The organism is Bacillus sp. NMCC46 (assembly GCF_002998465.1).
Classification (GTDB): Bacteria; Bacillota; Bacilli; order Bacillales; family Bacillaceae; genus Bacillus.
The window spans coordinates 135,663-155,535 of record NZ_PVQZ01000004.1 but is presented as its reverse complement, the minus strand read 5'-3'; the positions used below and the strand labels follow the sequence as shown (position 1 = coordinate 155,535).

17 protein-coding genes are annotated in these 19,873 nt (G+C 44.2%); 13 read left to right on the top strand and 4 right to left on the bottom strand.

The features are described 5' to 3' along the window. Positions 1-164 precede the first annotated feature (164 nt). The 5 genes from speE (at position 165) to argS (ending at position 4,571) form a co-directional block, all read left to right on the top strand. Positions 165-995, top strand: coding sequence for a spermidine synthase (gene speE, locus C6Y01_RS12870; RefSeq protein ID WP_012011597.1), 831 nt, complete (start codon positions 165-167; stop codon positions 993-995). Positions 996-1,064: 69 nt separating this feature from the next. Further along, the gene (gene speB, locus C6Y01_RS12865) at positions 1,065-1,937 is read left to right on the top strand and encodes an agmatinase (RefSeq protein ID WP_088003052.1); all 873 of its coding nucleotides are present in this window, start codon (positions 1,065-1,067) and stop codon (positions 1,935-1,937) included. 69 nt (positions 1,938-2,006) lie between these two features. Then, a complete protein-coding gene (locus tag C6Y01_RS12860; protein ID WP_034660328.1) occupies positions 2,007-2,354 on the top strand; it encodes a hypothetical protein in 348 nt (115 codons plus the stop codon). Between the two features lie 124 nt (positions 2,355-2,478). Further along, positions 2,479-2,901: a YwiB family protein gene (locus C6Y01_RS12855; protein WP_034660326.1), complete on the top strand. Its 423-nt coding sequence runs from the start codon at positions 2,479-2,481 to the stop codon at positions 2,899-2,901. Continuing rightward, positions 2,898-4,571 (top strand): arginine--tRNA ligase, encoded by a 1,674-nt coding sequence (gene argS / locus C6Y01_RS12850; RefSeq protein WP_034660325.1) that lies wholly within the window; start codon positions 2,898-2,900, stop codon positions 4,569-4,571. Before C6Y01_RS12855 ends, argS begins: the two co-directional genes overlap by 4 nt. A 293-nt stretch (positions 4,572-4,864) precedes the next feature. On the opposite strand, the gene C6Y01_RS12845 is transcribed toward argS, so the two are convergent. Further along, positions 4,865-5,836: a S66 family peptidase gene (locus C6Y01_RS12845; protein WP_106038277.1), complete on the bottom strand. Its 972-nt coding sequence runs from the start codon at positions 5,834-5,836 to the stop codon at positions 4,865-4,867. Between the two features lie 157 nt (positions 5,837-5,993). On the opposite strand from C6Y01_RS12845, the gene cls (C6Y01_RS12840) reads away from it, so the two are divergent. The 3 genes from cls (C6Y01_RS12840) to C6Y01_RS12830 all read left to right on the top strand — a co-directional run bounded on the left by cls (C6Y01_RS12840) (position 5,994) and on the right by C6Y01_RS12830 (position 10,593). Continuing rightward, positions 5,994-7,496 (top strand): cardiolipin synthase, encoded by a 1,503-nt coding sequence (gene cls, locus C6Y01_RS12840; RefSeq protein WP_223249923.1) that lies wholly within the window; start codon positions 5,994-5,996, stop codon positions 7,494-7,496. Positions 7,497-7,601: 105 nt separating this feature from the next. Further along, complete coding sequence (locus tag C6Y01_RS12835) at positions 7,602-9,317, top strand: ABC transporter ATP-binding protein (protein ID WP_034660728.1); 1,716 nt, start codon at positions 7,602-7,604, stop codon at positions 9,315-9,317. 277 nt (positions 9,318-9,594) lie between these two features. After that, a complete protein-coding gene (locus C6Y01_RS12830) occupies positions 9,595-10,593 on the top strand; it encodes a S66 family peptidase (protein ID WP_106038276.1) in 999 nt (332 codons plus the stop codon). Positions 10,594-10,622: 29 nt separating this feature from the next. Here C6Y01_RS12830 and C6Y01_RS12825 read toward each other — a convergent pair whose 3' ends face one another. From C6Y01_RS12825 to cls (C6Y01_RS12815), 3 genes are all read right to left on the bottom strand, one after another. Then, a complete protein-coding gene (locus tag C6Y01_RS12825; RefSeq protein WP_095285673.1) occupies positions 10,623-10,877 on the bottom strand; it encodes a general stress protein in 255 nt (84 codons plus the stop codon). 73 nt (positions 10,878-10,950) lie between these two features. After that, positions 10,951-11,913, bottom strand: coding sequence for a UV DNA damage repair endonuclease UvsE (gene uvsE, locus C6Y01_RS12820; protein ID WP_095285674.1), 963 nt, complete (start codon positions 11,911-11,913; stop codon positions 10,951-10,953). Between the two features lie 12 nt (positions 11,914-11,925). Beyond that, positions 11,926-13,122: a cardiolipin synthase gene (gene cls, locus C6Y01_RS12815; RefSeq protein ID WP_034660318.1), complete on the bottom strand. Its 1,197-nt coding sequence runs from the start codon at positions 13,120-13,122 to the stop codon at positions 11,926-11,928. Positions 13,123-13,265: 143 nt separating this feature from the next. Here cls (C6Y01_RS12815) and C6Y01_RS12810 point away from each other — a divergent pair, with 143 nt between their 5' ends. From C6Y01_RS12810 to C6Y01_RS12790, 5 genes are all read left to right on the top strand, one after another. After that, complete coding sequence (locus tag C6Y01_RS12810) at positions 13,266-15,377, top strand: (Fe-S)-binding protein (RefSeq protein ID WP_034660316.1); 2,112 nt, start codon at positions 13,266-13,268, stop codon at positions 15,375-15,377. A 102-nt stretch (positions 15,378-15,479) separates the two neighbouring features. After that, positions 15,480-16,655, top strand: a complete 1,176-nt coding sequence (locus tag C6Y01_RS12805) for an acetyl-CoA C-acetyltransferase (RefSeq protein ID WP_034660314.1) — start codon at positions 15,480-15,482, stop codon at positions 16,653-16,655. A gap of 19 nt (positions 16,656-16,674) precedes the next feature. Next, positions 16,675-17,538 carry a 3-hydroxybutyryl-CoA dehydrogenase gene (locus C6Y01_RS12800; protein WP_034660312.1) on the top strand — a complete coding sequence of 288 codons (864 nt, stop codon included), beginning with the start codon at positions 16,675-16,677 and terminating at the stop codon, positions 17,536-17,538. Between the two features lie 11 nt (positions 17,539-17,549). Continuing rightward, complete coding sequence (locus tag C6Y01_RS12795) at positions 17,550-18,662, top strand: acyl-CoA dehydrogenase family protein (protein ID WP_034660311.1); 1,113 nt, start codon at positions 17,550-17,552, stop codon at positions 18,660-18,662. Between the two features lie 16 nt (positions 18,663-18,678). Beyond that, the gene (locus C6Y01_RS12790) at positions 18,679-19,821 is read left to right on the top strand and encodes an acyl-CoA dehydrogenase (RefSeq protein ID WP_034660310.1); all 1,143 of its coding nucleotides are present in this window, start codon (positions 18,679-18,681) and stop codon (positions 19,819-19,821) included. Positions 19,822-19,873 lie beyond the last annotated feature (52 nt).

Sequence of the window (19,873 nt, the reverse complement as noted above, 5' to 3'; positions counted from 1 at the left end):
AATGATTGCAAGAGCGTGCATTAAAATTGAAGAGAACTCATGCGGTTCTTTACAATTTGATATGAATCCACTATACTTTTTTCTTGGACAATCGATATAGTCATAGCCGATAAAGGCGCTAACAATAGATGTTTGTTTATTATTGGATGAGAGGAAGATGGACAATGAGCGAACTTTGGTATACAGAGAAGCAAACGAAGAATTTTGGTATTACATTGAAGGTGAACAAAACCCTTCACACAGAACAAACAGATTTTCAGCATTTAGAAATGGTGGAAACAGAAGAGTTTGGCAATATGCTGTTTTTAGACGGTATGGTGATGACATCTGAGAAAGATGAGTTTGTATACCACGAAATGGTGGCACATGTTCCTCTTTTCACTCATCCAAACCCGGAAAATGTTCTTGTCGTAGGCGGAGGAGACGGCGGTGTCATTCGTGAAATCCTCAAACACCCAAGTGTGAAGAAAGCGACACTTGTTGATATTGATGGAAAAGTCATCGAATACTCGAAGAAATTCCTTCCTTCTATTGCTGGAAAACTAGACGATCCTCGTGTGGATGTCAAAGTCGGAGACGGCTTTATGCACATTGCCGAAGCTGACAACGAATATGATGTCATCATGGTGGACTCAACTGAACCAGTTGGTCCAGCTGTGAATCTGTTCTCTAAAGGATTTTACGCAGGAATCTCAAAAGCACTTAAAGAAGACGGTATTTTCGTGGCACAAACGGACAACCCTTGGTTCACACCTGAGCTGATTACAAATGTACAGCGTGATGTGAAAGAAATTTTCCCAATCACGAAGCTTTACACAGCGAATATTCCAACGTATCCAAGTGGTCTTTGGACATTTACCATCGGTTCAAAAAAATATGATCCACTTGCTGTAGAAGACAGCCGTTTCTTTGATATTGAGACTAAATATTACACAAAAGAATTGCACAAAGCGGCATTCGTTCTGCCGAAATTTGTGAGTGACTTAATCAAATAAATCAAGCGAAGTGGAAATGCGCAAATGACAGTTTGCGCATTTTTTGAAGCGTAAAAGGAGGAATCTTGTTTGAGATTCGACGAGGCTTATTCAGGAAAAGTGTTTATTGGAAGTCATCCGACATGGGAAGATGCAAAAGTCATTTTATACGGTATGCCGATGGATTGGACCGTCAGTTATAGACCGGGCTCACGTTTTGGCCCAAACCGTATTCGTGAAGTTTCGATTGGATTAGAGGAATACAGCCCTTATTTAGATCGTGAACTGCACGAGGTACCATTCTTTGATGCCGGTGACATTCCGCTTCCTTTTGGAAATGCACAGAAAAGCTTAGACTTAATTGAAGAGTATGTCGACAGTATTTTAGAAAAAGGGAAGTTTCCATTAGGAATGGGCGGTGAGCATCTTGTGTCTTGGCCGGTTTTCCGTGCGATGCATAAGAAATACCCTGATTTGGCGATTATTCATATGGACGCACATACGGATCTTCGTGAGGAATATGAGGGTGAGCCTCTGTCTCATTCAACACCGATTCGTAAAGTAGCAGGACTTATTGGACCTGAGAATGTGTTCTCTTTCGGGATTCGTTCTGGGATGAAGGAAGAATTTGAATGGGCAAAAGAAGCGGGCATGCACATTTCTAAATTTGAAGTGCTGGAGCCATTGAAGCAAGTATTGCCAAAGCTGAAGGGGCGTCCAGTTTATGTGACGATCGACATTGATGTATTAGACCCGGCTCATGCACCTGGTACAGGCACGGTGGATGCTGGCGGTATTACATCAAAAGAGCTGCTTGCATCTATTCATGCGATTGCAGGTTCTGATGTCCAAGTAGTCGGTGCAGACCTTGTTGAGGTAGCACCTGTATATGATCATTCTGACCAAACAGCGAATACAGCGAGCAAGCTTTTACGCGAAATGCTGCTTGGATTTGTGAAATAACACCTTGATAGAGGAGCTTGTCATCTCATGTGGACAAGCTCTTTTTTTACATGGAAAAGGAGGCAGTTCATGTTTTCTTCTATATTGATGGTGCTTCTCGCTTTATGTGTGTTAGCGGCAGGCATTCTCACGCTGAAACGAGAGCTCAAAGCTGAGCCGCCCGTTTTTGCTTCGAAAAAGGAAGCAAAGGAAGAGATGATGGGGCTGTTTCAGGATCGAGGCTTTTTCTATCTGACGGCCATTGCGTTATTCATGCAGGTGGTATGTAAGCAGACGCAAATCGTGCCATTTGATTTTTTTCAGGTATTTTTGGCAAGTTCAGGCGTACAAGCTCTTTTTTATTTAATCAACAGAAAAGACTTGGGCGTAAAGGCTGGATTGGTGGTATTAGTGAGTGTCCTGTTTCTTTTTTTCTAAAGGGATGGCGGAAGATCAAAAACGAAGTTTAATCGCAGTGAAGAAGAGAAATGATGGGATGATAGGCGATCATGAATATGGTATACTATTTTAGTTAAACGGGTCTTAGCAAAGGAAGTGCAAAATGACACAAAACCAAATTTCAATTCATGTCAAGTCAGTGATGAAACCAGAGACGGAGCCGGCTGAAACGATCGAATTCCGCACGACTGGAACGTATCAAGAGAAGGATGACAAAACGTATCTCACTTACCATGAAGAACATGAAATGGGTCAAGTAAAAACCGTTGTGAAAATGAGTGAAAAAGAAATTTTTGTCATGAGATCAGGTGCCATTCAAATGAAGCAGCGCTTTCTCATCGGAGAAACGACCGTCACACATTACACGATGCCCTTCGGTACACTACAGCTTGATGTACACACACATGGCATTGATCTAGATGTGGACAAGGGACTGCTGCACATTACGTACGATATGCTGACAGGGGAAGATCAAAAGCATTTACATACATTATCGATTTCGTATAAGGAGGATTTACGTTCATGAATATCGCAGAACAGGTCAAAGATGCGTTAAAAGAAGAAATCATTGCGGCAGTCGTCAAAGCAGGACTTGCTGATGAAAGCCAGGTACCAGATGTCCTTTTAGAAGTGCCGAAAGACAAAACTCACGGTGATTACTCCACCAACATGGCGATGCAGCTTGCCCGCATTGCGAAAAAAGCACCTCGCCAAATCGCAGAGGACATTGTCAAAGCGTTTGATAAAGGGAAAGCTTCTATTGAAAAAGTGGATATCGCAGGTCCAGGATTCATTAACTTTTATATGAACAATCAGTATTTAACAAAGCTCATCCCAGCTGTCCTTGAAGCAAAAGAGGCATATGGCGAAACGAATACAGGCGGCGGTCAAAAGGTGCAAGTCGAATTCGTCTCAGCCAACCCAACAGGTGACCTTCACCTTGGACATGCCCGCGGAGCAGCTGTAGGTGATTCCCTTTGCAACATCCTTGATAAAGCAGGGTTCGATGTGAGCCGTGAATACTATATCAACGATGCAGGGAATCAAATCAATAATCTCGCTTTATCTGTAGAAGTACGTTACTTTGAGGCACTCGGTCTTGAAAAAGAGATGCCTGAAGACGGCTACAGAGGAGAAGACATCAAAGGCATCGGGCAAAAGCTTGCGTATGAATTTGGTGACCGTTTCGTGCATGAGCCAGAAGAAGAGCGGATGAAGTTCTTCCGTGAATACGGATTAAAATACGAATTAGAGAAATTGCGTGTAGACCTTGAGAATTTCCGTGTTCCATTTGATGTATGGTATTCAGAAACCTCTTTATATGAAAACGGAAAAATCGAACCAGCGCTGGAAACACTTCGTGAAAAAGGCTATGTCTTTGAAGAAGACGGTGCAACATGGCTGCGTTCAACTGATTTTGGTGATGACAAGGACCGTGTGCTGATTAAAAAAGACGGCAGCTTCACTTACCTGCTTCCAGACATCGCATACCATAAAGACAAACTAGACAGAGGCTTTGACCAGCTCATTAACATTTGGGGAGCGGACCATCACGGCTATATCCCCCGAATGAAAGCGGCGATTCAAGCACTTGGATATCCAGCTGGCAAGCTCGAAGTAGAAATCATTCAACTCGTTCACCTTTACAAAAACGGTGAAAAGATGAAAATGAGTAAGCGTACAGGAAAAGCTGTCACCATGCGTGACCTGATTGAAGAAGTAGGCCTAGATGCCACTCGTTATTTCTTTGCGATGAGAAGTGCGGCGACACACATGGACTTTGACCTAGACTTAGCGATTTCTACGTCTAACGAAAACCCTGTGTACTACGCACAATATGCGCATGCGAGAATTTGCAGCATGCTGCGTCAAGGTGAAGAAAAAGGCTACAAGCCGAGCCTTGAAAAAGCAGATTTCTCTCACATTCAATCGGAAAAAGAATACGATCTTCTCAAAATCATTGGCAGCTTCCCAGAAGTTGTAGCAGAAGCAGCTGAAAAGCGCATTCCGCACCGCGTGACGAACTATATTTATGACCTTGCATCAGCCCTTCACAGCTTCTACAATGCCGAGAAGGTTATTGATGTAGAAAACGAAACAAAAACAACAGCACGTCTTTCACTCATGAAAGCAACACAAATCACGCTTGCTAATGCATTAAAACTAATTGGCGTATCTGCACCGGAAAAGATGTAATACAAAAAAGCCCCGCTCTACTATAGGAGTGGGGCTTTTTTATAAGAAAACACCCGCTATCTTCTAAGGACAGCAGGTGTTGAACATTACCCAAGCGTATTAATAATGTTAGAAATAGAATCGAATAATTGACTAAGTACATCAGAAAACATGTTTTTGCCTCCTCTCTTTTCTTTTTACATCTACTTAACGAAGGGGATGGAGGGTTGGATCACTTTTTTCTGAAAAAATTTTATAAAAGATCGTGGCATAGAAAAAAGCACCGTTTATTTGGGTGCTTTTTTGGCTCTGTTTTATGATAGAATGCGCAGCTGCACGGCTCCATCTTTACACGCTAGCTTCACGTTTCCGCCAATAGGTAAGGTGAAGACCGGCTGCGTATGTCCGATATCGACATCGTAGATCACTGGGATGTGTTTGAGCATTGGATGTTTATCTAAAATGAACCTCAAATGTTCCTCTGTCATCTCGGATTTTTTCTGAAAGCGTCCGATGATCAACCCTTTGATTGATTCTGCATGCTGCATGAGGGAGGTGAGATCTCTGGCGAACATTTCAGGGAAGACCAACTCATCATCCTCTACAAATAAGATAGCATCCTTGATTTGAGGCATAAACGATGTCCCTTGCAGTAAGTTCAGTGTACAAAGGTTCCCCCCATACAAGGTGCCTTCAGCTGTTCCTTCCTGATAGATTCCCCATTTCGTCGGATGAAACTGCCTGTTCGCTTGATCAAGATACCACGCATCATCACTCCATTTTGTCGAAGGGATCACATCAAATGGCTCACCGCCGCTCATCAAGCAGGCCTGAAACATAGCGGACTGCTCCTCTTGCCCCTGCTCCATTTGGAAGCTGGAGAAATGGGGTCCAGAGTATGTCACCATATCACATTTTGCGGTAATGGCGCTTGCGAGTGCGGTGATATCACTGTAGCCGCAAAGAACTTTAGGATGCTGACGAATTAAGTCGTAATCAATGTAAGGCAAGAGTTCATTGCAATTGAAGCCTCCGATGGCTGTCAAAATACCGTCGACTTCATCATCTGTGAACGCCTCATGCAGATCAGACAAGCGGTGTTCAATGGATAACGAGGAATGAAGATCACATTCAAACGCGTGTTTTCCAAAAGAGACAGTGAAACCTAAGGTCTCTAAACGTTTTTTTGATTGAGAGATTCCATCTTCTGATAAAATGCTGGCACTTCGGCTTGGAGCAATGACACGAATATGATCGCCCTTTTTTAAAGGAGAGGGTGTATGCATAAACAAATCTTCCTTTCCATCACATATTTCTCCATTATATCGGATCAAATGGTCCAAGTCTGTAAAAGCTAGGAGAAAGGCATAGGCCGTGCGTTTCATACAAGCTGTGCAAAGGGTATGGAAGAGAAAAAGACAGAAACGAATGAGGGCGGAGAATGTGAAAAAGAGGAGACTGGAATTTTTATTTTTATATTTTATGATATTCGGGGCATATGTGGTATATTGGTGGCCTGTGCCAGCGTGGAGCATTCAGCTGTACGCGGCAGTTTATATCGCCATTATTTTATTTAGTATCATCTCACTCATGCTAGAAAACCGTACATCACAGCACACGTTGTTATGGATGTATGTGCTGATCTTTTTCCCGATCATTGGCTATATGTTTTATTTGTTCTCAGGACAGCTCTATGTGAAAGGTCATTTATTCAAATCAAAGAGAATGTACAACCGTGAAAAGTTACGCAGAATATCTGAGCTTGAGAGCAAGCCGGATGAATCGCGTCTAACCGAAAATCAGCGGACTTTTTTTCATTACACAGAAAAAGCAACAGGCATGCATGTGAACACAAATAGTGATATGGACATTTTAAAGAATGGGGAGGAGACTTTTCCCCGTATATTTGAAGAATTAAAAAAGGCAAAATCGTTCATCCATATAGAATACTACATGTTCAAATCAGATTTCCTCGGGCACCGGATGATGGAGATTCTGATAGAAAAAGCGAAAGAAGGGGTAGAGGTTCGCTTCATCTATGATGCGGCTGGCAGCATTCGCTTCTCCCGAAAAGATATTAAACGCTTGAAGCAGGAAGGAGTAAAGGTCGCTCCTTTTCTGCCTTTAAAATATGGTTTTTTTAATCAAAAATTCAATTTCCGAAATCACCGCAAAATCGTGATCATTGATGGGAAGACAGGGTTTGTCGGCGGGTTAAATGTCGGAAAAGAATATGTCGGACGTGATGAAAATATCGGTTTTTGGCGTGATACGCATACCATGTTAAAGGGTGAGGCTGTTCAAACCCTTCACTCTGTTTTTATGCTCGACTGGGAGTATGTATCAGATGAAGTATTAATTGATGATCCGAAGTATCATACGCCGCACTCTGTGACGGGAGAGGATGTCATTCAGGTTGTACCGACTGGACCCGATATGAAAGAAAGTATGAGTGATTTATATGATGCACTCATCTCAAATGCGAAACAATTTGTCTGGATTGCGACACCTTATTTTGTCCCAAATGAATCCCTTCGTACAGCATTAAAAATTGCTGCGACAAGAGGAGTGGATGTCCGGGTGATGGTTCCGGAGATCAATGACGGCTTTCTCACACAATACGCCACACGATCCTATTTTTCTGAGCTCCTAAAAGAGGGCATCAAAGTGTATCACTATCAAAAGGGCTTCATGCATCAAAAAGTGATGATCGCAGATGGAGAACTTGCCTCTGTCGGTACCGCAAATGTGGATATGAGAAGCTTTCAGCTCAACTTTGAGGTCAATGTCTTTACAGCCGCGAAAAAGCCCATTGAGCAGCTGATGGCCCATTATGAAGAAGATATGAAAGAATGTGAGCAAATGGGGCCTGTTCATTTTTATAAAAGAGGCTTAAAAGAGCGATTAAAGGAATCATTTGCTCGGTTGTTTTCTGGTGTGCTATGAGGCTTTCCAGTCGAAGAAATCATTTCCTAATCTAGTATTTTGAAGAGGATTCCTCTATAATTGAAAATGGTTATCAATTATAGAGGAAATGAGGTTCTTTTACATATGCTAAAACGCTTTTTCGCCTATTACAGGCCCTATCGAGGTCTGTTCTTTTTAGATTTCTTTTGCGCTGTTGCCGTTGGATTGATGGAACTGGGATTCCCGCTTATCGTGAACTACTTCATTGATACTTTGTTGCCAACAGGGAACTGGACAGTCATTGTCTGGACGGCACTTGCACTGTTTGTCATTTATGCCCTCAGCTCAGTTATGCAATTTATTGTGTCGTATTGGGGGCATATGCTTGGCATTAATATTGAAACAGATATGAGGAAGAAGCTGTTTGATCACTTCCAGCGCCTATCCTTTAAATTCTTTGACAACAACAAAACAGGTAAGCTCATGTCACGGATGACAAACGACCTCATGTACATTGGAGAAGTGGCGCATCATGGTCCTGAAGATTTGTTTATAGCGATTATGACGATTCTCGGTGCCTTTGCAGTCATGCTGATGATTAACTGGCAGCTGGCCATTTTAACCTTTCTCATCATGCCTGTCATCATTTGGCTCGCCCTTCATTTTAATAAGAAGATGACGAAGGCGATTACACAGCTCAATAATGACATTGGAGACTTTCATGCAAGGGTTGAAAACAATATCGGGGGCATTCGACTTGTTCAAGCCTTTGCCAATGAACATTTCGAGAAAAAGCGTTTTGCTGAAAACAACAACCGTTTTCGGAAAGCGAAGCTTCTTTCTTATAAAATTATGTCGGTCAATGGATCGATCAGTTACATTCTCACACGTCTTGTGACACTGTTTGTCCTTCTCGCAGGTACATGGTTTGTCCTGCAAGGTCAATTAACGGCAGGTGGCTTTATCGCGTTTGTTCTGATCACAAATGTTTTATTTAGACCGATTGATAAAATCAACACGGTCATTGAAATGTATCCAAAAGGCATTGCGGGCTTTAAAAGCTATGTCGATTTACTAGAAACAGAGCCGGATGTGAAGGATACAGAGGGAGCACGTGATGTATACGGACTGAAAGGTGAAATTGAATATCGAAACGTGACATTTGGCTACGATGAACACAGCCATGTGCTAAAGGATATCGATTTAAAGATCAAACAAGGAGAAACGGTTGCGTTTGTCGGGCCTTCAGGAGCGGGGAAATCGACCATTTGCAGTCTGCTGCCTCGTTTTTATGATGTGGATGAAGGGGAGATCACGATTGATGGTGTAAGCACAAAGTCTATGACATTGTCTTCTTTAAGGCAGCAGATCGGTATTGTGCAGCAGGATGTCTTTTTATTCTCGGGCACCATTCGTGAAAACATTGCGTACGGCAACCTAGAAGCCAGTGATGCAGAGATTTGGGAGGCTGTAAGAAGTGCGCATTTAGAGGAACTCGTTCAGCGTTTCCCAGAAGGGTTAAATACCGTGATAGGTGAGCGCGGCGTCAAACTGTCAGGTGGTCAAAAGCAGCGTCTGTCGATTGCGCGGATGTTCCTGAAAAACCCGTCCATTCTCATTCTAGATGAAGCCACATCAGCACTTGATACAGAAACAGAAAAAGCCATACAGGATGCACTGAGCGAACTAGCTGTCGGACGGACAACGCTCGTCATTGCCCACCGCCTTGCGACAATTAAACACGCCGACCGTATCATCGTCGTGACAGAGGAAGGCATTCAAGAACAAGGCCGCCACCAAGACTTAATCCAAATGGGCGGCGTATACAGCAGACTGCACGAAGCGCAGTTTGGTCATTAAGAAGAAAGAGAAAGCCCTTTTGATAAAGGGCTTTCAGCGTGTAGACAAACCCTCGCATTCGTTGTCAATCCTGCGCTCTGGTGCTCACGAATGTTCAATTAAGCTCCGCTCCAGTGCTCGTCCTTCCTAGACTGCAAAGGTTTTCTATCACGCTGAAAAAAGATAAAGGACTAAAATAAAGATCATTATAGCCCTTTGTCAAAAATCTGAAAGCCCTTTTGATAAAGGGCTTTTTTTGTTAGGATAGAAAAAACTCGTGTAGGAAGGATCTGATGGAATGAAGGGGCTTCGGCGATTACAAAAGGGAGATAAGATCGGTATTTTTTCACCTTCAAGTCCTGCATCAGCGACCTCGCCTCTTAGGTATCAGCGGGCGAAGAAGTGGCTTGAGCAAAAAGGATTCATTGTGGTACCAGGATCATTAACAGGGAAAGAGGATCACTACCGTTCAGGTACAATTCAAGAACGAGCCGATGAGTTGAATGAGCTAATGGCTCGAGAGGACTTGGCGTGCGTCATGTCAATGATTGGCGGGACAAATTCAAATAGTTTGCTGCCTTATCTTGATTTTGCGCTGCTGAAGCAACATCCGAAAATCATGATCGGTTATTCAGATGCGACAGCAATTCTTTTAGCCGCTTACGAAAAAACGGGACTGCCTGTATTCTACGGACCGGCGCTTGTCCCATCCTTTGGGGAGTTTGAACCGTTCGCCGCTTATACATATCAGTCGTTCGAAGACATCCTGATGCAGCCTCAAACCATTCCTTATCAGGTCAAAAAACCACCTTTTTGGACGGATGAACGAATCAATTGGGAAGAAAAGACGCGTGATAAAAAGCAGCGTCCAAACGATTGGCTGTGCGTCATAGAGGGACAGGCAGAAGGTAGATTGATCGGCGGGAATCTGAATGCCATGTACGGCATATGGGGAAGTGAGTTCATGCCAGCCATTCAAAACGGAGACGTCCTCCTTATTGAAGATTGCATGAAAACCGCTTCGGTTGTAGAAAAAAACTTCTCTTTATTGAAAGTAAATGGAGTGTTTGAGCGGGTATCAGGTATTCTTTTGGGAAAACATGAGCTGTTTGATGATGAGGGAACGGGAAAAGAACCTTACGAGATTTTACTTGAGGTGCTTGGGGAGACAAAGAGACCGCTCATCGCAGATTTTGACTGTGCCCATACACACCCGATGCTTACGATGCCAATCGGGGCACAAGTGAAAATGGATGCAGCTTCAAAACAAGTTTGGTTGACAAAAGAGTGGATATAACAAAAGAGCGGCCTGAGGGCTGCTCTTTTTTATGAAACCTGCTCTTTTTCAAATGGCTGCAAGAGATCTTGCGCTTTTTTTCCCTCTACGACAATTAAGTAGTCAGACTCTAAATGAGTGAGCCTGAAGGTTTCAAGCTCTACGATGTTCTTGATGTTGCACATTGTTTTTTTAGAATACACATATAGACGATGTTGAGCCTGGTGGCATTTTTGATAAAGAGAAATAAGCTTATGTAAATTCAATGCTTTCGCAGCGATTTGGATTGAATAGATTTGAGACATCTTCATATCCTCCTGTTAATTACTTTCTCACAATAGCTTTGTTACCCCTGTTTGCACAGGGATAAACCTTTCTCTATGATTTCCACTCAAAGGTTCCTCCGCCCGTTCGCTTATTGCCTCTTATCGCAGACAGCTCTTCGACAAGTCGGAGTAGTGCCTGATCCTTTAACTTCGCCTCAATCATAAAATCTACATCACGCCCATACGGTTTTAATGCATGAAAAAGCGGTAAGACAAAGGACATATCTACACCATCTGCATGACTGCGTATGGCTTTTTCTGATTTAGGTGAGGATAAATGGATTTTAGGCGGAATGCCAGTGCTCGTCCAAGTGTCGAACATTCTTGGCAGGATGTCTTCAAGCGCGGCATCGTCATCTTTATTGGCAACGTGATGATGGTAATCAAAAACAAATGGAATACCGTGCTTTTCACATACACCAAGGGTTTCTAACGACGTATACGTTTTGTCATCATTCTCAAGCGTCATTCTCGCCTTGATATGCGCCGGAAGCTTTTGGATATTGTCATCAAAACGTTGAAGCGCCGATTCTTTATCACCGTACGCACCGCCCACATGAATGTTCATATAGCCTTCCTTTTCGAGCTTCATCGCTTCAAGCATTTGATAATGGTACGCCATATCGATCACGGCATTTTCTGTGATTGAAGGCTTTGGGCTAGTAAACAAGGTAAATTGATTAGGGTGAAAGCTCACACGTAGCCCATGCCGTTTCACCAACTCGCCAATTTCAAGAAACTCCTTTTGAAAAGGTGTCACAAAGTCCCAGCGCACATCGGGATGGGTCGCGAGCGGGACGATCGAACTTGAAAAACGGTAAAGCGGGATATCATGGGCAATGGCGAAATAGAGCGTTCTTAATGTATTCACGAGATTGGCTTTCGTTATTCGCAATAAAGCCTCTTCTCTCTCTTCCTTTGAGAGCTTACTGTATCTTGCAAAGGTCAGCGACTTGGCAGGAGAAGCTTCCCACAAGGTGACGGCATTGGATACATAACCAAATCGATAACGCATAGGTCATCTCCTTTATAAAAAGTACGAGAACATGGCGCCAACCCATTCCAGCGGACGTGACAAAAGCGGACGCTGGGTTAATTTCTCCTCTGTCATAAGCTCAGACACTTCCATGTGCTCTCGAATTTTTTCCTCTACGTGTGCAGTAAAGCCGGCATCATCAATGGCGACGTCTACTTCCTCATTTAGAAACAAGCTGCGTTTATCAAAATTTGCCGTGCTAATCATACAGCGTCTCTGGTCAATTAGAATGGCTTTCGCATGATAAAATCCTTTATAAAAACGATACACAAGGCAGCCAGAGGCAATGAGGTCCTTCAAATAATGAAATCCAGCCTCTTTGACAAGTGGATGATCCGCTTTCATTGGGATGATGATTTCAACCGTGACACCTCGCTCTCGTGCATCAAGCAGTGCACTCAGAAGAGGGGCAGATGGAATAAAGTAAGGCGTACAGATGATGATCTGCTTTCTCGCCTGCTGAATATCTTTGAGAAACAAAGCTTCTAAAGAAAAACCAGCAGTCGCGCGTGTTGTGCATTGTAGTGTTCCCGGTTCCAAAGCAGGAAAAACCTCATATTGCAGCTGATGAATGCCAGATGACCGGTATAAATCATTCAAAAACACATGCTGGAGATCTGCGACAACTTGCCCTGTCATGCGCAAATGATAATCTTTCCAAATGCCAAACTGGCCATTTTTTCCAACATATTCATCGCCAATATTAAACCCACCAATATAGCCAATCTTTCCATCAATCACCGTAATTTTACGATGATTTCTCATGTTTAACCGATAAATCAAAAAAGGGAAACGAGGCTTATTTAAAAAGTAAAATTGGATGCCGCTTTTTTCTAGCATATCAATGGACTTTTGATCAAACGGATAGGACCCTAGTCGATCGGTCAGCAAAAAGACTGAAACCCCTTGTTCCGCTTTGGCTTTCAGTGCTTGTAAGACCCTTTGGCCAATCTTGTCGTTCTTTACAATAAAGAACATCATATGAATAGAAGAAGAGGCCTGTTGAATATCCGCGAGCAGCTGATCAAAAAATGGTTCGCCATCATGATAAAAAGCTGCATCACCGCTTGTTTTATCAAAAGACCGTTCAAAAGCGCGGGTAGAAAAATATTTCTTTCCCATATAAAGGTCTACCATCACGAGAAAAACGATGGCAATGAGTACGAGTAGGATGATCAATGCGATCATGAAGCTTCCTCCTTTTTTGCATATTTCAATAGTGTACCCAAACGTGTAAAAAATATTGACTGAATGCTCATTCATTATTTATGATAGAGGTACAACATAGAAACGGAACAAAGTGGTTTTTGGGGAATGAAAGGGGGAGCAAGATGAATAGCCTTTTAATAATGAACTTGATCGCATTTGCGGCGGTGACCGCTTACGCTGTGTATTTGTTTATTTATCTCATTCGAACACGAGCGGCGTATATTCGTCTTGGTAAAAAAGAAGAATTTCAACAAGACATGAAGAGACGCTTAGAGCGTGTTTGGGTCAATGTGTTTGGGCAAAAGAAGCTGTTAAAGGACAAGAAGAGCGGCATCATTCATGTGCTGTTTTTCTACGGGTTTATTCTTGTACAGTTCGGAGCCCTTGATTTTATTATGAAGGGACTCGTTCCGGGCAGCGGACTCCCTTTAGGTCCGCTTTACGGTGTCTTTACCTTTTTCCAAGAGGTGGTCACACTTCTCATTTTAGTAGCTGTTGTTTGGGCATTCCATAGAAGGTATGTGGAGAAGCTTGTCCGTTTAAAACGAGGCTTTAAATCAGGTCTAGTGCTTTTATTTATTGGCGGCTTGATGCTGACAGTCTTACTGGGGAACGGGATGAACATCATTTGGCATGGACACTCTCTATCACCAACTGAGCCAATCGCCTCCAGTATTGCTTTCTTGCTGGGCGGAATTTCACCTCTTGCAGCAACGGTCGTTTTTTATGTCGCATGGTGGGTGCATCTCCTTATTTTGCTGACATTCTTAGTATATGTCCCGCAGTCAAAGCACGCTCACCTCATTGCAGGACCGGTGAATGTATTTGCCAGCAGATTAGACCCGCCAGGCAAGCTGCAAAAAATTGATTTTGAAGATGAGACACAAGAGACCTTCGGTGTGGGAAAAATTGAAGACTTCCGTCAGTCACAGCTGATCGACCTTTACGCCTGTGTGGAATGCGGGCGCTGCACAAATATGTGCCCGGCAACAGGAACAGGGAAGATGCTGTCTCCAATGGATTTAATTTTAAGGTTAAGAGATCATTTAACAAATAAAGGGGCCGCCATTACATCGAAGACACCATGGGTCCCGCAGCTTGCCTTCAGGCAGACAACAGGAAATCAGCTGGCGCTGCAGGCGAGAGGAGCAGGTGCAGAGGAATCGGCGGCCAGCTCAATGTATCATCCTTCTCTCATTGGTGAGGTCATTACAGAAGAAGAAATTTGGGCATGTACGACGTGCCGAAACTGTGAAGACCAATGCCCTGTCATGAATGAACACGTCGACAAGATTATTGATATGCGCAGATATCTTGTGCTGACCGAAGGGAAAATGGATGCAGATGCACAGCGTGCCATGACAAGCATTGAGCGCCAAGGGAACCCGTGGGGATTGAACCGGAAAGAAAGAGAAAATTGGCGTGAACTGAGAGAAGATGTGCATGTGCCGACAGTAAAAGAGCTGAAAAAAGCAGATCAAACCTTCGATTATTTATTCTGGGTTGGTTCAATGGGGGCATATGACAATCGAAGCCAAAAAATTGCGCTTGCCTTTGCAAAGCTCCTCAACGAAGCAGGGGTCTCCTTTGCCATCCTAGGCAATAAAGAGAAAAACTCAGGCGATACACCAAGAAGACTTGGAAACGAATTTTTATTCCAAGAGCTTGCTGCAAAAAATATTGAAGAATTCCAGAAAAACGGGGTCACAAAGATCGTCACGATTGATCCGCACGCCTACAATTTATTTAAAAATGAGTATCCAGACTTCGGACTTGAGGCAGAAGTGTACCATCATACAGAATTACTGGCAGAGCTAGTGAAAGAAGGGAAAATAACGCCTGTACATGAAGTGAACGAAGTGATTACCTTCCACGACTCTTGCTACCTAGGCAGATATAACGAAGTGTATGATCCGCCGAGAGACATTTTAAAAGCCATCCCTGGTGTGACGCTGAGAGAAATGAAGCGTCATCGTGAAACCGGTATGTGCTGCGGTGCAGGCGGGGGCTTAATGTGGATGGAAGAAGAGACAGGTACCCGGATTAACACTGCCCGAACGGAGCAGGCGTTACAGGTGCAGCCGTCCATCATCAGCTCAGGATGCCCTTATTGCCTCACCATGCTGGGAGATGGCACGAAGGCGAAGGAAGTAGAGGAGCAGGTAGGCACATTTGATGTCGCAGAACTTCTTGAAAAATCAGTGTTTGGTGAGGCTGGAAAGCAGGTTTCGTAAACAAAACAGGCCGATGAATAGGATATTCATCGGCTTATACATGGCGCTGTACATCAGCTGCCTAGATAATATGTAAGCGGTAACAAACGGGAGGGGACATACATGAGTAAGACGGTCATTGTATCTGGAGCAAGAACACCATTTGGAAAACTAGGCGGTGCTTTCAGTGGGTTGACTGCCGCAGAACTAGGCGGAATAGCGATCAAAGCTGCGCTGGAAAGAGTACGGGATTCACATTTTGTGGATGAGGTCATCATGGGAAGTGTTTTGCAGGGAGGACAAGGTCAGATTCCTTCAAGGCAAGCAGCAAGAAATGCTGATCTTCCATGGTCCGTTCCGACGCAAACTATCAATAAAGTCTGTGCATCAGGAATGCGCAGTGTGAGCACAGCAGATCAAATCATTCGAGCTGGAGATGCTGAGGTCATCGTAGCAGGCGGTATGGAGTCCATGTCACACGCACCTTATTTGCTAAAAAAAGCGCGATGGGGCTACAAAATGGGAGATGGTGCGGTACAAGATGCGATGATTTTAGATGGATTAACCTGTTCATTTACAGGCGTTCATATGGGTGAGTATGGGAGCATGGCTGCAAAGGAGCTTGGTATCACGCGGGAAGAGCAAGACCTTTGGGCACTAAGAAGTCATGAACGGGCCATCGAAGCGCAGAAAAACGGCTTTTTTCAACAGGAAATCACCCCAGTCACCGTCAAGACGAAAACGGGAGAGCGGCTGATCACAGAAGATGAATCCCCGCGGCGTGATACGTCATATGAACGACTGTCAAAGCTCATGCCTGTTTTTGATCAAACGGGTACCATTACCGCTGGAAATGCACCAGGTGTCAATGATGGAGCAAGTACGCTTCTTTTAATGAAAGACACATATGCGGAGCAGCATGACGTAAAGCCAATGGCAGTCGTGCTTGGGCATACGCAGGTAGCCGTAGAGGCAAAGGATTTTCCGAAAACACCAGCCTTTGCCATCGAGAAAATTTTACAGAAAACAGGCAAGCGTCTAGAAGATATCGATCTATTTGAAATCAATGAAGCCTTCTCAGCAGTTGCGCTGGCATGTGAAAAAATAACCGGGCTGGACCGGCGGAAAATGAATATCAACGGTGGTGCAGTTGCGCTTGGTCATCCCATTGGGGCAAGCGGAACACGTATCATCTTGACCTTGATTCATGCATTGAAACAAAGAGGCGGAGGCATTGGCATCGCGGCGATTTGCAGTGGAGGCGGTCAAGGAGATGCCATCATGATAAAGGTAGATTAAAAGGGAGGCGTTCATCGTCATGAGTACAGAAGAGACCGTCATGGTCGTTGGAGCAGGTCAAATGGGATCAGGCATTGCCCAAGTTTTTGCTCAGTCAGGCTACACAGTCCTGCTGCATGATGCATCTGAAAAGCAGATTCATCGAGCCATTTCCTCCATGACCAAACAACTGACGAAACGAGCAGAAAAAGGAAAGCTGGCCCATCAGGCAGTCCGAGATATTACGCAGCGGCTTGCCGTTTCCACAGATTTAAAGGACGTGCAGCAGGCTCATTTAGTGATTGAAGCTGTATCTGAACAAATGAGTGTGAAGAAACAAATCTTTGAAACACTTGATCAATTTGCAGAGGCGAAGACGATATTTGCAACAAACACATCTTCCTTGTCAATCACAGAATTAGCAGCTGTTACGGGGAGACCGGAGCAAGTGATTGGCATGCATTTTATGAATCCGGTGCCTGTCATGAAACTGGTTGAGGTCATTCGAGCGCTGCAAACAAGTGACGACACGTATCAAATCGTTTATGAAACAGCAAAGACATTAAATAAAACCCCAATTGAAGTGGAAGACTTCCCAGGGTTTGTATCAAATCGCATATTGATGCCAATGATCAATGAAGCCATTTACACCCTTTATGAAGGCGTGGCAGATGCAGAGAGCATTGACGGGGTCATGACGCTTGGAATGAATCACCCAATGGGGCCGCTTCGTCTCGCTGATTTCATCGGACTAGATACATGTTTATTTATTATGAATACCCTTCATGAAGGACTTGGGGATAGCAAATACCGACCTTGTCCTCTTTTGAAAAAATACGTAAATGCAGGCTGGCTGGGCAAAAAGACAATGAGAGGTTTTTACACATACCACGACCACTCATAGGGGGAGTCAAGATGGATGTTTTGCTTACGGATCAACAGCGTCTCTGGAGAGAACAGGCAGCAGAATTTGCAAGACAGCGTGTATTCCCTGAAGTGGAAGCCATGGAACAAGGTCAGTTCCCAAGAACACTTTTAGCTGAAATGGGACGCCAAGGCTTTCTAGGAATTCCAATACCAGCTTCGTATCAAGGCTTAGGAGCAGATTTTACAACATATATCATTGCGATTCATGAATTATCCAAAGTGAGTGCGACTATCGGTGTCATTGTGTCCGTTCATACATCTGTTGTGACGATGCCTATTTTGGTTTTTGGAACGAATGAGCAAAAAAAATCCTATGTTCCGCTGCTTGCATCCGGGCAGAAACTGGGGGCATTTTGCCTGACTGAACCCAAGGCTGGCTCAGATGCCTCCAGTATTCAGTTAAGAGCGGAGCGGGCAGATGACCACTATGTGTTAAATGGTACGAAAATGTTTATTACAAGCGGCGGGGAAGCAGAACTGTATCTTGTCTTTGCAGTGACAGACCCTGCCTCTGCGAAAAAAAATATATCGGCGTTCATTGTCGAAAAAGATACACCAGGATTTACGATCGGAAAAGATGAGAAAAAGATGGGACTGCACGGGTCAAAAACAGTAACGCTTCATTTTGATGGTGTGCGGATTCCAAAGCAGCAGCTGCTCGGTGCAGAAGGAGAGGGCTTTCACATAGCCATGTCTAGTTTAAATGCGGGGAGAATCGGTATCTCGGCTCAAAGCCTCGGCATTGCAGAAGCCGCTTTAACTGAAGCAGTGACGTATTTAAAGCAGCACCCAGCAGGTCTAGAAACGACCATTCGGCTGGGTGATTTGGCGGCGAAGCTTGAAGCAGCCAAGCTGCTCGTTTATCAAGCGGCTTCTTATAAAGAGGCGAATCGTCCGGTCACAAAGGAAGCATCAATGGCAAAGCTATTTGCGTCTAAAACGGCGGTTGAGATCAGTACAGAAGCGATCCAATTGCTCGGCATGGACGGTTATACGAATCGCTATCAAGCAGAACGTTACTTTCGTGATGCGAAAGTTTGTGAAATCTACGAAGGAACAAGTGAAATTCAAAGGCTGGTCATTTGTAAACAGCTAATATGAAACGAGGTGGCTCATGATGCAGTTTCAATTAAGTGATGAACATGAAATGATCCGAAAAATGGTGAGAGATTTTGCGAAAAATGAAGTAGAGCCAACAGCAGCAGAGCGGGACGAGACAGAAACGTATGATCCAGCTATTTTTCGCCAGATGGCGGAGCTCGGTTTAACGGGTATCCCTTGGCCGGAAGAGGTAGGCGGGATCGGCAGTGACTATTTAGCATACGTCATCGCAGTTGAGGAGCTTTCAAGAGTGTGCGCCTCTACAGGCGTCACCCTCTCCGCTCACACATCTCTCGCCTCGTGGCCCATCTATACTTTCGGAACAGATGAACAAAAGGAGACCTATTTAAAGCCGCTTGCAGAAGGACAGAAGGTAGGGGCATATGCACTCACTGAGAGCGGTTCAGGTTCAGATGCCGGTGGAATGAAGACAACGGCAGTAAAGGCAGGCAGTGAATACGTCCTGAACGGTGCGAAAATCTTTATTACAAATGGCGGCATTGCGGATTATTATATTGTGTTTGCCGTGACAGACCAAGAAGCTGCATCTCGAAATACAACCGCCTTTATTGTAGAAAAAGAGACCCCCGGGTTCTCGGTTGGCAAAAAGGAAAGCAAACTGGGCATCCGCTCATCGCCAACGACTGAAATTCGATTTGAAGATTGCCGGATTCATGAAAGGAACCGGCTCGGACAAGAAGGAGAAGGATTCAAAATAGCCATGATGACGCTCGATGGCGGTAGAAACGGTATTGCTGCTCAGGCTGTTGGGATTGCACAAGGCGCTCTTGATGCGGCGGTCCATTATGCGAAGGAGCGCAAGCAATTTGGCAAACCAATCATACAGCAGCAAGGGATCGCTTTTAAGCTGGCAGATATGGCAACTGCAATTGAAGCCTCCAGGCTGCTTACTTATCAGGCAGCATGGCTTGAAACGAAAGGGTTTCCGTATGGAAAGGAATCAGCTATGTCAAAGCTCTTTGCTGGAGATACAGCCATGAAAGTAACAACAGAAGCCGTTCAAATCTTCGGCGGCTACGGTTATACAAAGGATTACCCAGTCGAACGATACATGCGAGATGCGAAAATCACTCAAATTTATGAAGGCACACAAGAAATCCAGCGCCTAGTCATCTCGCGCAAACTGCTAGATATGTAGAAACCAAGCAAAGACCACCTGACGTGAGGTGGTCTGTTTTGGTGCGATAATC

What these genes read in the sequence shown, in the direction of transcription:
- speE (WP_012011597.1), top strand. Translation starts at nt 165, where the DNA reads ATGAGCGAACTTTGGTATACAGAGAAGCAAACGAAGAATTTTGGTATT.
- C6Y01_RS12860 (WP_034660328.1), top strand. Translation starts at nt 2,007, where the DNA reads ATGTTTTCTTCTATATTGATGGTGCTTCTCGCTTTATGTGTGTTAGCG.
- C6Y01_RS12855 (WP_034660326.1), top strand. Translation starts at nt 2,479, where the DNA reads ATGACACAAAACCAAATTTCAATTCATGTCAAGTCAGTGATGAAACCA.
- argS (WP_034660325.1), top strand. Translation starts at nt 2,898, where the DNA reads ATGAATATCGCAGAACAGGTCAAAGATGCGTTAAAAGAAGAAATCATT.
- C6Y01_RS12845 (WP_106038277.1), bottom strand. Translation starts at nt 5,836, where the DNA reads ATGCATACACCCTCTCCTTTAAAAAAGGGCGATCATATTCGTGTCATT.
- C6Y01_RS12835 (WP_034660728.1), top strand. Translation starts at nt 7,602, where the DNA reads ATGCTAAAACGCTTTTTCGCCTATTACAGGCCCTATCGAGGTCTGTTC.
- C6Y01_RS12830 (WP_106038276.1), top strand. Translation starts at nt 9,595, where the DNA reads ATGAAGGGGCTTCGGCGATTACAAAAGGGAGATAAGATCGGTATTTTT.
- C6Y01_RS12825 (WP_095285673.1), bottom strand. Translation starts at nt 10,877, where the DNA reads ATGTCTCAAATCTATTCAATCCAAATCGCTGCGAAAGCATTGAATTTA.
- uvsE (WP_095285674.1), bottom strand. Translation starts at nt 11,913, where the DNA reads ATGCGTTATCGATTTGGTTATGTATCCAATGCCGTCACCTTGTGGGAA.
- cls (WP_034660318.1), bottom strand. Translation starts at nt 13,122, where the DNA reads ATGATCGCATTGATCATCCTACTCGTACTCATTGCCATCGTTTTTCTC.
- C6Y01_RS12810 (WP_034660316.1), top strand. Translation starts at nt 13,266, where the DNA reads ATGAATAGCCTTTTAATAATGAACTTGATCGCATTTGCGGCGGTGACC.
- C6Y01_RS12805 (WP_034660314.1), top strand. Translation starts at nt 15,480, where the DNA reads ATGAGTAAGACGGTCATTGTATCTGGAGCAAGAACACCATTTGGAAAA.
- C6Y01_RS12800 (WP_034660312.1), top strand. Translation starts at nt 16,675, where the DNA reads ATGAGTACAGAAGAGACCGTCATGGTCGTTGGAGCAGGTCAAATGGGA.
- C6Y01_RS12795 (WP_034660311.1), top strand. Translation starts at nt 17,550, where the DNA reads ATGGATGTTTTGCTTACGGATCAACAGCGTCTCTGGAGAGAACAGGCA.
- C6Y01_RS12790 (WP_034660310.1), top strand. Translation starts at nt 18,679, where the DNA reads ATGCAGTTTCAATTAAGTGATGAACATGAAATGATCCGAAAAATGGTG.